The sequence below is a fragment of the Streptomyces sp. NPDC020983 genome, assembly GCF_044333485.1.
Lineage (GTDB): Bacteria > Actinomycetota > Actinomycetes > Streptomycetales > Streptomycetaceae > Actinacidiphila.
The window spans coordinates 674,334-687,164 of record NZ_JBIRRA010000001.1 but is presented as its reverse complement, the minus strand read 5'-3'; the positions used below and the strand labels follow the sequence as shown (position 1 = coordinate 687,164).

Sequence of the window (12,831 nt, the reverse complement as noted above, 5' to 3'; positions counted from 1 at the left end):
TCCACCTTCCGCTCGGCCGACCCCCCACGCTAGAGCTCCAGATGCGCGTTGACCGCGCGGGCCGCCTCCGCCATGTCGGGAAGCTCGACCACCTCGATCCCCGCGGCCGTCATCTGCTCGACTCCCTGGCAGTCGGCGACGAGCAGCGACGGCTCCCGCCAGGCGATGACGACGCGGGGGATGCGCGCGTCGACGATCAGGCTCGCGCAGGGGACGGGGTGGGAGGCACGCTCCGAGCACGGTTCAAGGGTGCTGTAGATCGTGGCGGACAGCAGGCGGGGGTCGTCGGGGGCGAGCTTGGCGAGGGCCGACTCCTCGGCGTGCACGTGCGGGTCACCGCCTTCACGGCTGTAGCCGGTGGCGATCTCCCGGCCGTCGGCGTCGACGACGACCGCCCCGACGTTGAAGCGGTTCGCCACGGGAGGGCAGGACCGGGACAGCTCGATGGCGCGGGCCATCCAGTGGCGGTCGGGTTCAGAAGGGGTGAGAGTCATGTACGGATCTCCTCGGGGGCTCGGTTCGGGGGGACACAGCACCGGCGGGCACCGGCCGAAGGGCGCGTCAGAGGCCGCGGTGTGCGGCCCATTCCCGTGCGCCGGCCGCCAGCGCCCTGAGCCAGTCGGCCTCGGGCCTGCAGGCGGCGAAGGCCTCGTGCATGCGGACGTCGGCCCGTGCGAAGGCGTCGATCGCGCGGGGGTCAGCTTCCGTCCAGGCCGGGCAGCGGGACGCCCACGCCTCGGCCTCGGCGGGTTCGTGTCCTGCCGCGACGAGCTGGAGCACGAAGCAGGCGGGGTCGATGAAGCCCGCGCCCCGCGTTGGCCAGGACCAGTCCACGAGCCACGCCCGCTGCGCGCCGATCAGCACGTTGTCCGCGTTGACGTCGGTGTGCAGCAGCGTGTCCCCCCGGAACCACCCGGCATCACCCGCGTCGGCGACGTACGCGTCGCACCGGGTTTCCGGCCAATGCCGCGCCACGTCGGGGAGTTCCAGCGCCCCGACGGCCGACACGAGGTCGGCGATCAGCCCCAGATCCGCCGAGCCCGGCTCGATGTCCGACGGCCGCCCTTCGACCGGCTCGAACCCGAGCACGCACCAGGCCTCGTCCTCGGCGTACCACCGCAGCTCGGGAGCCACATCCCGGACGAAGGGGTTGATGTCCCGCTCCCGCATGAGCGAGTCACGACGTCCGCCGGGCCTGTTACGCATGGCCTTGACGAAGAAGGCCCCCCTCTCGCACTCGGCCAGCGCGGTCAGGTCGGAGCTGAATCCGTACCGAGTGGGCCGCAGGGACAGCACCTCGCCCGCACACGCGCTGACCAGCTCGGAGATCTCACGCTCGACGATCACCGGGTCATCTCCTCGGATTGCACGTGCTGGGCGGCGTCCCCGGGCTGCACTCCGCGTTGTCCTCCGGCCCGCACGGCTGCCGGGGGGCGTTGTCGGGGCTGCACGGGATCGAGTCCGGGCGACAGGGCCCGCCCGCCGGAACCGTTTCGCGGATGACGGCGTTGGCTCCGGTCATGGCGGCGCCGCCGAGGATATCGGCCAGCGGAGCGGTACGAACGTTGCCCACGTCGAGGAACGTCGAGAAGACGCACGGCGACACCGTGCCGTCCGGCCCGACCGCCGCCTTGCCGTTCCCGCAGTCGCCGCAAAGGCCGGAGAGGTCCGGGGCGAGACGCGATCGGCCAGCATCTTCGGGGAATTGGCCTGCCTGGAAACGGAGTTGAGTCGATGGAGCTCCGTGCCCGGCGTCACGGGATTCCGCACGGCTCTCGACGGCGTCGTGGCCCACGAAGTCTGAACCCAACGACCCGGAACGGATGATCACATGGCCGAGCGCCCCTACGTGGTCCTGAGCGTCGCGACCTCCATCGACGGCTACATCGACGACACGTCTCCGGACCGGCTCATGCTGTCGAACGCCGACGACTTCGACCGCGTCGACCAGGTCCGCGCGGAGTCGGACGCCATCCTCATCGGCGGCACCACGCTCCGCCGCGACAACCCCCGCCTCCTGGTGAAGAGCCCCGAGCGGCGCGCCGCCCGGACCGCGGCCGGCAAGCCGGAGTACCCGCTCAAGGTCACGCTCACCGGCAGCGGCGAACTCAGCCGCGACCTGAAGTTCTGGCACTACGGCGACGGCAAGGTCGTCTACACCACGGACACCGCCGCGCCGAAGCTGCGCGAGACCCTCGACGGCCTCGCGGACGTCGTGAGCACCGGCCCCGCCGTCGACTTCGGCGCCATGCTGGACGACCTCGCCGGGCGCGGCGTGCGGCAGCTCATGGTGGAGGGCGGCGGTACGATCCACACGCAGTTCCTGGCGCAGGGCCTGGCCGACGAAGTGCACCTGGCCGTCGCCCCGCTGCTCGTCGGCCAGCCCGCAGCGCCGCGCTTCCTCGGCTCCGCCGCCTTCCCGGGCGGTCCCACCCGCCGCCTCACCCTGCTGGGCACCCGCACGATCGGCGACGTGGTGCTCCTCCGCTACGCGCCCGGGGAGAACGTCTCCCAGGGGCCCCGCCGGGCCTTGTCAGACCCCTCTGCTGTGATGGCGGGCAACAGCAGCGGCGGGGACACCGACCGGAGGCGGAGCCGTGGGGACCTGGGGCGCGGGGAACTTCGACAGTGACACGGCGGCCGATCACCTCGGCGAGCTGGCCGGACGGCTGGTGGGCGAGGTGGCGGAGGCGATGGCCGGCGATCCGGTGGAGCTGGAGCCGGACGAGTACTGGGGCGTGGCCGTGCCCTGCAACCTGGAGCTGCTGCTCCTGCTGAAGCGGCAGGACTGGGTGGGCGTGGCCCTCCCGCCCGCGGAGACGATACGGGCCTGGCAGGAGACGTTCCTGACGGTGTGGGAGCGGACGATCGACGGCCTGGGGCCGAAGCCCGCGTACAAGGACGAGCGCAGGGCGGTGCTCAACGGGACGTTCGAGCGCCTGGCCGAGGCGTCGGTGCATTCGGCGGCGTAGCGGGCGAAGTACCGGCGGTACGGGGGCGGTCCCGGCGCCGTACGGTCCCTGGCGAGGGCCGCCGCCCCGTCCGGCAGGGCCGCCCCGTCCGGCAGGTCCACCGCGTCGTCCGGCGTGGTCGCCGTCGCGACGTCCACCCGGACGTCCCCGATCGGCGCGGTGTCGCGTCGGCCACCGCTCGGGCCGCCGTCACGCCCCCGCCGCGGCCCGCTCCGACGCGCTGCGCAGCACGCAGAATTCGTTCCCTTCCGGGTCCGCCAGGACCGCCCAGCCCGTCCCGTCGGGGTTGCGGCGGTCGGCGACGAGGGTGGCGCCGAGGGCGAGCAGGCGGCCGACCTCGTCCTCGCGGGTGGTGTCGGGGCGCAGGCACAGGTGGACGCGGTTCTTGACGGTCTTCGGCTCGGGCACCTGGTTGAAGTAGAGCGCCGGGCCCTCGGCCTGCTCCACCCACGTCTCCTCGTCGCCCGGACGGCACCGGGGGTCCAGCGGGCGGCCGGTCGCCTCGCTCCAGAAGCACGCGAGCGCGTACGCGTCCGCACAGTCGATCGCCACGTTCTGCACCACGGAAGCCATGCCCGCCAGCCTCCCCGAGACGCGGGCCGGGCGCCAGCGCGGCGGAGCCGCGGGGAGGCTGCGGACGTCCATCGAGGTGCCCGCACCGGAGCAGGGCCAGCCGCTGACGTGGGCGAAGCGGCTGATGCGGCAGCTGGGCGAGGCGCCGGCCGACGTGCACGTGGAGACGCTGACGGACGGGCAGGCGACGGGCCCGCGCGGCACGTTGGAGAAGCTGCGGCCCGAACCGGCTGATCTGCTGCCGCGGGACGGCGCCCGTATCACCGGCTTCCGGGTGTCGCTGCTCAAGGGCATGGGCAGCACGCGGGGCAGTGCCGAGTCGAGCTTCATCCGCAGCGTCGACGACGCGGTGGACCGCTTCCACGGCAGCGTCGTGACGGCGCTGGAGCGGCGGGTGCCCTCGCCGCGCAGGTCCCCGCAGCCGGTGGCCGGCTGAGGGGGTCACGCACGTCGGGGCGGGCGCCCCACTGCCGGGCGCCCGCCCCGACGGGGTTGCTGAGCGATTTCGTGCGCCACTAGGCTCACAAAGGTCCGATGTCTCAGCCCCACCGCGCCCCGAAAGCCCCCGCCATGCTGCGCTACCAGCTCACCCACCCGATGATTCTGGCAGCCCTGGCGTCCGCCGGGCACGGCTCCCGGATCCTGATCAGCGACGGGCACTACCCGCACACCACCGGCGCCAACCCCGCCGCCGAGCGCGTCTACCTCAACCTCGCGCCCGACCGGCTGCTGGTCACCGAGGTGCTCGCCGCCCTCGCGGACGCCGCCCCCATCGAGGCGGCGACCGTCATGGCGCCCCCCGAAGGCACCCCCGAACCGGAGGTCTTCGCCGACTTCCGCGCCGCGCTGCCGCACCTCCCGGCGCTCGGGACGCTCGACCGCTTCGGCTTCTACGACGCCGCCCGCGGGCCCGACACGGCTCTCGTCGTCGCCACCGGCGACCGCCGTACGTACGCGAACCTGCTGCTCACGCTGGGCGTCCGGCAGGGGTGACGAGGGGGAGGCGGACGCGGAAGGTCGCGCCACGGCCCGGGGCGGTGTCCAGCTCGACGTGGCCGGAGTGGGCGGCGACCAGGGCGGCGACGATGGACAGGCCGAGGCCCGCGCCCCCGCCGCCCGCCCTCGTCCGGGAGGCGTCGGTGCGGTAGAAGCGCTCGAAGACCCGCGCGGCCTGGGCCTGCGTGAGCCCGGGACCGGTGTCGGCGACCTCCAGGACGCCGTGGCCGCCCTGCGTGCCGACGCCGATCCGGACGGGCGTGCCCGGCGGGGTGTGGGCGACGGCGTTGCCCACGAGGTTGGCGACGACCTGCCGCAGCCGGGCCTCGTCGCCGGCGACGGGGGCGGCCGCGGGCGGGCCGTCACCGCCGGGGCCGGTCAGCGTGACCTCGCGGGTCGGGTCCAGCGCGGTGGTGTCGTGCAGCGCGTCCACGGCGAGGGTGCGCAGGTCCATCGGGGCGAGCTGGACGGGCCGCAGCTCCTCGGTGCGCACCAGCGTGAGCAGGTCCTCGACCAGCCCGCCGAGGCGGACGGCCTCGCTCTCGATACGGGCCATGGTCCGCCTGACGTCCGCCTCGCCGGGCAGCGCGCCCATCCGGTAGAGCTCGGCGAAGCCGCGGATCCCGGCGAGCGGGGTGCGCAGCTCGTGGCCGGCGTCGGCGACGAAGCGGCGCATCTGCTCCTCGGACTCCGCGCGCGCCGCGAAGGCCGACTCGATCTGCGCGAGCATGCCGTTGAGGGCGGAGGCGAGGCGGCCCGCCTCGGTGCGCGGGGAGGCCGCGGGCATCCGGTGCGACAGCGGGCGGCCCTCGGCGATCTCCACCGCGGTCGCCTCGATCCGCCGCAGCGGCCGCAGCCCGGCCCGTACCGCGAACCAGCCCGCCACCCCGAGCAGCACGGCGACCACGGCGCCGATGAGCCAGAAGGCGGTGCTCAGCCGGGAGATCGTCGAGGACACGTCGTCCAGTGAGGCGGCGACGACGACCCCGGCGGGCGGGGTGCGGCCCGACGGCACGGAGGAAGGCGTCACGGGCATGACGAGCACCCGCCAGCGCCCGCCGCCGTGGTCGCTGGCCACGTCGAAGGGCTTGCCGAACCGCCGGGTGAGGGCGGCGGCGTCCAGCCGCGGCCACAGCGGCCGCGGGTCGCCCGCGGCGACCGGCAGCCGGAACTGCTCGGAGATGTGCCCGTCCGCGGACGCGAAGGCGACCACGAACTGGCTCGGCAGCCACGCCCGGTTGCCGGGTCCCGCGGTGCGCGGCCGGGGGATGTCCTCGGTGCCGAGCCGCTGCGCGAGCGGCCCGCCGTAGCGCTGCAGCTGCTGGTCGACGCGCTGCACCAGCCGGCCGCGCACCGAACCGAGCACCACGGTGTCGCTCACCGCGAGCCCGAGCAGCCCGAGCACGAGCGACAGCAGCACCAGCCGCGAGCGCAGCGACAGCGCGGAGGGGCGCCACCTCCCCAGCAGGGCGGCCATGTCAGTGCTGGGGCTGCGGCGGGCGGCGCAGCACGTAGCCGACCCCGCGCACGGTGTGGATGAGCTTGACGGCGCCCCCCGCGCCCGAGTCGACCTTGCGCCGCACGTACGAGATGTAGGACTCGACGATGCTCAGGTCGCCGCCGAAGTCGTACGCCCACACGTGGTCGAGGATCTGGATCTTGGAGACGACCCGGTCGGCGTTCGCCATCAGGTACGCCAGCAGCTTGAACTCGGTCGGCGACAGCGAGACCGGCCGCCCGGCGCGGGTGACCTGGTGGCCCACGGGGTCCAGCTCCAGGTCACCCGCGACGAGCCGGCCGTCGTCGGTGGGGCCTCCGGTGCGGCGCAGGATGGCGCGGATGCGGGCGATCAGCTCCTCCAGGCTGAAGGGCTTGGTGACGTAGTCGTCGCCGCCCGCCGTCAGGCCGCTGATCTTGTCCTCGACGCCGTCCCGCGCGGTCAGGAAGAGCACGGGTATGTGGTCGTCCGCCGCGGCCCTGCCGTGCCGGCCGGCCTCCTCGCGCAGCCGCCCGACGACGGCGAAGCCGTCCGTGTCGGGCAGCATCACGTCGAGGACGACGAGGTCGGGCCGCTGGCGGGCGACGGCCGCGAGCGCCTCCGCGCCCGTCCCCGCGGAGTCGACGTGGAAGCCGACGAAGCGCAGCGACGCGGACAGCAGTTCCCGGATGTTCGGCTCGTCGTCGACGACGAGGAGCCTGGCTTCGGGCGTCTCCATGGTGCTGCCTCCTGGACCTGCCGGTCCGGTCGTGCGACGGTGCGGTTGCCGCGGCCCGCGCGGTGCCGGGCCCGGCGGCGCCGGAGGGCGGGACGCGTACGGCCGTACGGGCGCCGGCCCGGCCGGCGCCGGAAGGCGGACGAGCGCCCGCCGGAGCGCGGGCGCACCTCCGCCGGCCGCGCCGGCGGGGCCGGACGCGCCACCGTACGTCGCGGACCTGTGAGCGACGCGCACAGGGCCACCCGGCCGCCGCCGGGCGGACCTGTGCGCCCGCGCCGCACCGGCCGCGGGCCGGGCGGGGGTCAGTTGCCGCCTCCGGTGCCCCCGGCTCCCCCGGCGCCCGCGGTGCCGCCGGGGCCGCCCTGGCCGAAGCCGAAGCCGCCGAAGCCGCCCGGTGTGGTCGCGCCCTCGGTGACGGTGGTCGCGGCGACGTTGCCGGAGGAGTCGGCGGTGCCGCGGACGGTCACCGTCTGGCCGGCTTTCAGGTCCGCGACCTTGCCGGCCCTGGACTCGGTGACCTTGGTGGAGCCGGTGGTGGTGACCTTGACGGTGTTGCCCTGCGCGTCGGTGAGGTAGATCGTGTCCCCGTCGACGAGCTTGACCGTGCCGAAGGTCAGGCCGCCGCCCGCGCCCGTCCCCGTACCGGCGCCCGTGCCGCCGAAGCCGCGTCCGGCGCCGGCCGTGGCGCCCGCGCCGCCGGTGCGCCCGCTGCCCGCGGCGGCGAAGGGGTTCTGGGACGGCGAGCCGTTCAGATGGTGCTTCTCGACGTAGACGCCGCCGATGAAGGCGCCCGCCGCGACGACGCACGCCGACAGGGCGAGCGTCAGCCACGGCAGCCCGCGGCGCGGCGGGGCGGCCAGCTCCGCCGAGATGTCGCGGGCGTCCGGCGGCTCGGCCAGGACGTCCTCGGGCCGTACGGCGGGCAGCGGCCCGCCGCCCCCGATCACCTCGGTGCCGCGCGGTACGGCCACGGCGCCGGTGTGCTCCTCCGGGACGAGCGGCAGCAGGTCCGTGCCGTGGTCGTCCGCCTTGACGGGTCCGGAGCGGCGTCGCGCCATGGCGGCCCCTTCCTCTCGTTCCTCGTGTCCGATCGTCATGGGTCGTGTCACTCGTGCCGCAGGGCCTCGATGGGCCGCAGGCCGGCCGCGCGGTTGGCGGGGTAGCCGCCGAAGAACAGGCCGATGGCCACGGCGATGGCGAAGGCGCCCCACACCGACTCCGGGATGACCACCGGTGTGATGCCGACGATCGTGAAGTGCGAGCCGATGAGCCCGCCGACGACCCCGAGCCCGCCGCCGATGAGCGACAGCAGCGTCGACTCGGCCAGGAACTGCCCGAGGATGACCCCGCGCGGAGCGCCGATCGCCTTGCGAATGCCGATCTCCCGCGTCCGCTCGGTGACCGTCACCAGCATGATGTTGGTGATGCCGATCCCGCCGACCAGCAGCGAGATCGCGGCCACCGCGCCGAGCAGCACGGTGAAGGTCCTGTTGGTGTCGGACTGGGTGTCCAGCAGCGACTGCTGGCTGCTGACGCGGAAGTCCAGCGCACTGGCGTCCTTCAGGCCGTGCCGCGCCATCAGCACGGTGGTGATCTCGTCCTGCGCGGGCGTGGTGGCGCCCGCCGAGGTCGCCTCGACCAGGATCTGGCTGACCGAGCCGAAGCCGGTGAAGGCGTTCTGCACGGTCGGCAGCGGTGCGATCACCGTGTCGTCCGGGTCCTGGAAGCCGGTGCCGCCCTTGGTGGCCAGCACGCCGACCACGGTGAAGGGCGTGCCGCCGACGACGACCTTCCTGCCGACCGGGTCCTGCGTGCCGAACAGGTCGGTGGCGGTGGTCGAGCCGATCACCGCGACCTTGCGGGTGTTGAGGACGTCGTCGGCGGAGAAGTAGTCGCCCTTGTCCACCTTGCTGTTGGACGCCTCGAAATACGCCGGGTAGGTGCCGACGACCTGGCCGACCGTGTGCGACGTGCCGTCGTACACCGCCGTCTGGGACGTGGTGACCTCCGGCGCGACCGACTTCACGTGCGGTGCGGCCGACGTGTCGGCAAGCGCCCGTGCGTCGTCCACCGTGAGCGGCTTGGTGCCGGCCGCCGGGGACGTACGGCCGCCGCCCGCGCCGCCGCCGCTGAAACCGCCGCCGGAGGTGACGGTCAGCGAGTTGGTGCCGAGCTTCTCGATGGAGTCCCTGACGGACTGCGACGAGCCGTTGCCGACCGCCAGCAGGATGATGACGGCGGCCACGCCGATCAGCACGCCGAGCATCGTCAGCGCCGACCGGACCTTGTTGGCGGCCAGGCCGCCGACCGCGAAGCGCAGCGTCTCCAGGGGGTTCACCGCGCACCCCCCGCCGGCCGGGCGGCCGCCTGCGGCGCGCCGCCCGCGAAGAGCGCCGCGTCGCGCAGCGCGGGCGGCGGGCCCTCGACCGGCGCCTGCCGGACGTCGGCCACGATCTGCCCGTCCACCAGCCGCACGACACGCTTGGCGTGCCGGGCGACCTCGTCCTCGTGGGTGATCAGGACGACGGTGCGCCCCGACGCGTTGAGCCGGTCCACGATCGAGAGCACTTCCTCCGTGCTGTGGCTGTCCAGGTTGCCGGTGGGCTCGTCGGCCAGCAGCATCGCCGGTGCGGTGACCAGGGCGCGGGCCACGGCCACGCGCTGCTGCTGGCCGCCGGACAGCTCGTTGGGGCGGTGGTCCATCCGGTCGGCGAGGCCGACCAGTTCCAGCGCCGCCGTCGCCCGGCGGCGCCGCTCGGCGGCCCTCACCCCGGCGTAGGCCAGCGGGAGTTCGACCTGCGCGAGCGCGGGGGTGCGCGGGACGAGGTTGAAGGACTGGAAGACGAAGCCGATCTTGCGGTTGCGCACCAGCGACAGCTGGTGCTCGTCCAGGCCGCCGACGTCGATGCCGTCCAGCAGGTAGCGGCCGGAGGTCGGCACGTCCAGGCAGCCCAGGATGTTCATGAGCGTGGACTTGCCGGAGCCGGAGCTGCCCATCACCGCGACCATGTCGCCCTGCGCGACGACCAGGTCGATCCCGCTGTCCTCGCCGGTCACCGGGTCGGGCGGGCCGCCGAGCGCGCGCACGGCCGCGTCACCGGTGCCGTACGTCCTGCGCAGCGCCCGCACCTCGATGACCGGCGGCGGGCCCCACGGGCTCTCCTGCGCCGCCGCCTCCTCGGGCGGCGCCGCACCCCCGCGGCGGTGGGCGCCGCCGCCCAGGCCGAACCTCATCAGCGGCCACCCGCGCCCTGCCGGAAGCCGCCGCCCGCACCGCCGCCGGCCGCGCCGAAGCGGCTGCCGCCGCCGAGGCTGCCGACGCCGCCGGGGAAGGCACCGCTCGGGAAGCCGTTGCTGCCGGACGAGGCGACCCTCGGGATCTGCACCTGCTGGCCCTCCGTCAGGCCCGCGGTGATCTGGTCGGCCGAGTCGCCCTCGACGCCCACGGTCACGGGGGTGCGGGTGGTGGAGCCGTCCTTGCCGACGACCAGCACCGTGCGGTTGCTGCCCGTGCCGGACACCGCGGCGGTCGGCACCGTGAGCACGTCGGTCGCGGTCGCCGTCGTGACCTGGATGGCGGCGCTCAGGCCGGTGCGCAGGCCGGACGTGTCGCCGGTGATCTGGAGCACCGCCGGATACTGCACGGCGCTGCCGGACGAGCCCGAACCGCCGCCCGAGGCCGAGCTGCTGCTCGCCGGGAGCGAACTGATGGACAGCACCTTGGCGTCCAGCACGGTGCCGGACTGCGCGTTGAGGGTGACGGTGGCGGGCTGGCCGGCCTTGATCTTGAGCGAGTCGGCCTCCGAGAAGTTGGCGGTGACCTGCATGTTCGCCGGGTTCGTCAGCACGATGAAGCCGCTGGGCGAGCTGGAGGAGGAGCTGCTGCCCGCGGAGCTGCTGCCGCTCCCTCCGCTCCCGCCGGAGCCGCTGCCGCTGCCGGACGTGCCGGAGACGGTGTCGCCCTTCGCGCCGCCGACCGAGGCGACCGTACCGGCCACCGGGGCCTTGAGCGTCGTGCCGTCGACCGCGCGCCGGGCGGCGTCCACGGCGTTCTGCGCCTGCGTGAGCTGGGCCTGCGCCTGTGCGAGCTGCACGGGATCGACGGTCGGCGTCGGCGCGGGGGTGGGCGAGGACTGCCCGCCGCTGCGGCCGGAGGTGCCGTCGGAGGAGGACGAGGCGGGCACCTCACCGGCCTCGACCTTGGTGAGGTTGGCCTCGGCGGCGTCGAGCGTCGCCTCGTCCTGCTGGAGGGTCGCCTTCGCGTCCGTGGCGTCGACCTTGGCCAGCACCTGGCCCTTCGTGACCTTGTCGCCCGGCTTGACCTTCACCTCGGTGAGCGTGCCGCCGGTGGTGAAGTTCAGGCCCGCGTCACTGGGCGAGACCAGGGAGCCGGAGCCGGACACCGTGGTGGAGACCGTTCCCCTGGAGACGGTCGCCACCCGCGCGGTGCCGCTGCCGGAGGACGGGGCGCCGTCGTCGTGGACGGCCGCGTAGGCGCCGCCGGCACCCGCGAGGACGACCACGCCGAGCACCGAGTTGATCAGGGCGGCCCTGCGCCGCCGTGGGAGCACCTTCATGGCCCGCATCCTGGCGGCCCACTCCTTTGATGCCCTGGGAGGAGGCTGGGAGTTCCCTGGGAACACGAAAGCCGCTTGTCCGCGCATACGCCGCACTTCGCCCGCGGGCCGGTCCGTCCCGTCCCTTCGGGACCGTTTCGCTCCCCGGGAACTCACAGGCGACGGTCGGGCGGCGCCTACGTGCGTGCGGTTCAGTCATGGGCTGCCGCCCTGCGCGGGCGCCTTTCCCCGCGCGCGTGCGGGGCGGCGTCCCCTGCCCCCCGCTCCCCGAGGAGACCGGCCATGACCTGGACCCCCACCACCGCACTGCGGGCAGGCGCCTCGGTCGCCGTCCTCGCCTCGGGAGCGCTGCTGCTCGCCGCGTGCTCCTCGGGCGGGGGACCGGGCCCGTCCGACGCGAAGGGCACCACGTCCGCGTCGGCGTCCTCCTCCGCGTCAGGAGCGGCGGACATGGCGGCGTACCGGGCGTGCCTGGAGAAGAACGGGGTCCGGCTCCCCAGCTTCTCCCCGGGCGCCCGCCCCTCGGGCCGCCCGAGCGGCCGCCCCACCGACGGCAGCGGCTTCCGCGGCGGCTTCCCCGGCTTCGGCGGCGCCTCCGCCGACCCCAAGGCCCAGAAGGCCGTGCAGGCCTGCGAGTCGCTGCGCCCCCGGTTCAACCGCGGCGCGGGCGGCGCCGACTCCAGCGCCTTCGCCGCCTTCACGAGCTGCCTGAAGGACCACGGCGTGACCCTCCCGTCCTCCTCCGCCTCCCCCGGCGTGAACGGCCGCCGCGGCGGCGGCATGTTCAGCGCCCTCGACACCTCCGACCCGAAGACGGCCAAGGCCTACGCCACCTGCAAGCCCCTCCTCCCGTCCCGCCCCACCCCCTCGGCGACCTGATCCCGGGCCATCCGGGGAGCCCGTACACGCCTGCCCCTCCGCTCGGCGGAGGGGTCGGGTCGTTCGGGTCGCCGTCGGTCGACCGTCAGCCGGATCCGCCCACGCGTGGACGCATCTCCTCCGTCGAAACGGTGCCGTCGTCCGCGCACAGGGCCCAGACCAGTTTCCCGATCCCCTCCCGGTCGCTGACGCCCCACCTGCCGCCGGTGACCGCGTCCACCAACGCCAGCCCCCTCCCCGACTCCTCGTCCCCGGACGCGTCCCGCTGCTCCGGCTTCGCGTCGTTGGCGTCGTGCACCTCGATGCGCACCCCTCGGCCCAGCCGCTCGAACCGCGTGCGGATCACGTGGCCGCGCGGCTCCCGCGCGTGCCGGACGCTGTTCGTGACCAGCTCCGAAACGACCAGTTCGGCGGCAGCCGAGAGATGCGCGAGCCCCCAGCCGGCAAGAGAACGCACGAGCAGACGTCGCGCGCCGCCCACCGAACGGGGGCCGTGCGGCCATGACGTGTCGATGACGAGGGGCGGTTCTCCGCCGACGGGTCCACGCGGGCTCGGGGTCACCGCGCGGCCCCCCGGCACGCATCGGGGCAGTGGCCAAGCTCGTGCATGTCGGCGCT

General features: G+C 74.7%; 15 protein-coding genes and 1 pseudogene. 5 read left to right on the top strand and 11 right to left on the bottom strand.

Translation table 11 applies throughout. The features are described from left to right. Positions 1-29: 29 nt before the first annotated feature. The 3 genes from ACH4SE_RS03235 to ACH4SE_RS03225 form a co-directional block, all read right to left on the bottom strand. Entirely contained in the window at positions 30-494 is a 465-nt protein-coding gene (locus tag ACH4SE_RS03235) for a deaminase (protein WP_398541523.1), read from the bottom strand. A gap of 67 nt (positions 495-561) precedes the next feature. Beyond that, on the bottom strand, positions 562-1,347 hold the full coding sequence (locus ACH4SE_RS03230) for a protein kinase (protein WP_398541522.1): 786 nt from the start codon (positions 1,345-1,347) through the stop codon (positions 562-564). Between the two features lie 4 nt (positions 1,348-1,351). Further along, the gene (locus ACH4SE_RS03225; RefSeq protein ID WP_398541629.1) at positions 1,352-1,795 is read right to left on the bottom strand and encodes an SPASM domain-containing protein; all 444 of its coding nucleotides are present in this window, start codon (positions 1,793-1,795) and stop codon (positions 1,352-1,354) included. A gap of 36 nt (positions 1,796-1,831) precedes the next feature. Here ACH4SE_RS03225 and ACH4SE_RS03220 point away from each other — a divergent pair, with 36 nt between their 5' ends. Together ACH4SE_RS03220 and ACH4SE_RS03215 are read left to right on the top strand one after the other, a co-directional pair. Further along, positions 1,832-2,632, top strand: a complete 801-nt coding sequence (locus ACH4SE_RS03220; protein ID WP_398541521.1) for a RibD family protein — start codon at positions 1,832-1,834, stop codon at positions 2,630-2,632. Then, positions 2,598-2,972, top strand: a complete 375-nt coding sequence (locus ACH4SE_RS03215; protein ID WP_398541520.1) for a DUF4259 domain-containing protein — start codon at positions 2,598-2,600, stop codon at positions 2,970-2,972. Before ACH4SE_RS03220 ends, ACH4SE_RS03215 begins: the two co-directional genes overlap by 35 nt. 189 nt (positions 2,973-3,161) lie before the next feature. Here ACH4SE_RS03215 and ACH4SE_RS03210 read toward each other — a convergent pair whose 3' ends face one another. After that, a complete protein-coding gene (locus ACH4SE_RS03210; RefSeq protein WP_398541519.1) occupies positions 3,162-3,545 on the bottom strand; it encodes a VOC family protein in 384 nt (127 codons plus the stop codon). A gap of 52 nt (positions 3,546-3,597) precedes the next feature. On the opposite strand from ACH4SE_RS03210, the pseudogene ACH4SE_RS03205 reads away from it, so the two are divergent. Beyond that, positions 3,598-3,981: pseudogene (locus ACH4SE_RS03205) on the top strand (TerD family protein); the annotation flags it as partial. Between the two features lie 98 nt (positions 3,982-4,079). After that, positions 4,080-4,538, top strand: coding sequence for an RbsD/FucU family protein (locus ACH4SE_RS03200; protein ID WP_398541518.1), 459 nt, complete (start codon positions 4,080-4,082; stop codon positions 4,536-4,538). On the opposite strand, the gene ACH4SE_RS03195 is transcribed toward ACH4SE_RS03200, so the two are convergent. From ACH4SE_RS03195 to ACH4SE_RS03170, 6 genes are all read right to left on the bottom strand, one after another. Further along, positions 4,513-6,018: a sensor histidine kinase gene (locus ACH4SE_RS03195; protein WP_398541517.1), complete on the bottom strand. Its 1,506-nt coding sequence runs from the start codon at positions 6,016-6,018 to the stop codon at positions 4,513-4,515. The two genes, ACH4SE_RS03200 and ACH4SE_RS03195, sit on opposite strands and share 26 nt — an antisense overlap. A gap of 1 nt (position 6,019) precedes the next feature. Next, positions 6,020-6,757, bottom strand: a complete 738-nt coding sequence (locus tag ACH4SE_RS03190; protein WP_398541516.1) for a response regulator transcription factor — start codon at positions 6,755-6,757, stop codon at positions 6,020-6,022. 302 nt (positions 6,758-7,059) lie between these two features. Further along, positions 7,060-7,815: a hypothetical protein gene (locus ACH4SE_RS03185; protein ID WP_398541515.1), complete on the bottom strand. Its 756-nt coding sequence runs from the start codon at positions 7,813-7,815 to the stop codon at positions 7,060-7,062. Positions 7,816-7,862: 47 nt separating this feature from the next. Beyond that, positions 7,863-9,095, bottom strand: a complete 1,233-nt coding sequence (locus tag ACH4SE_RS03180) for an ABC transporter permease (RefSeq protein WP_398541514.1) — start codon at positions 9,093-9,095, stop codon at positions 7,863-7,865. After that, positions 9,092-9,991, bottom strand: coding sequence for an ABC transporter ATP-binding protein (locus ACH4SE_RS03175; RefSeq protein ID WP_398541513.1), 900 nt, complete (start codon positions 9,989-9,991; stop codon positions 9,092-9,094). The genes ACH4SE_RS03180 and ACH4SE_RS03175 overlap by 4 nt, the downstream gene beginning before the upstream one ends. Beyond that, positions 9,991-11,334, bottom strand: a complete 1,344-nt coding sequence (locus ACH4SE_RS03170) for an efflux RND transporter periplasmic adaptor subunit (protein WP_398541512.1) — start codon at positions 11,332-11,334, stop codon at positions 9,991-9,993. Before ACH4SE_RS03170 ends, ACH4SE_RS03175 begins: the two co-directional genes overlap by 1 nt. A 282-nt stretch (positions 11,335-11,616) precedes the next feature. Between ACH4SE_RS03170 and ACH4SE_RS03165 the strand changes: the two genes are divergently transcribed. After that, positions 11,617-12,213: a hypothetical protein gene (locus ACH4SE_RS03165; protein WP_398541511.1), complete on the top strand. Its 597-nt coding sequence runs from the start codon at positions 11,617-11,619 to the stop codon at positions 12,211-12,213. An 85-nt stretch (positions 12,214-12,298) separates the two neighbouring features. On the opposite strand, the gene ACH4SE_RS03160 is transcribed toward ACH4SE_RS03165, so the two are convergent. Next, positions 12,299-12,694: an ATP-binding protein gene (locus ACH4SE_RS03160; protein WP_398541628.1), complete on the bottom strand. Its 396-nt coding sequence runs from the start codon at positions 12,692-12,694 to the stop codon at positions 12,299-12,301. Positions 12,695-12,831: the final 137 nt, after the last annotated feature.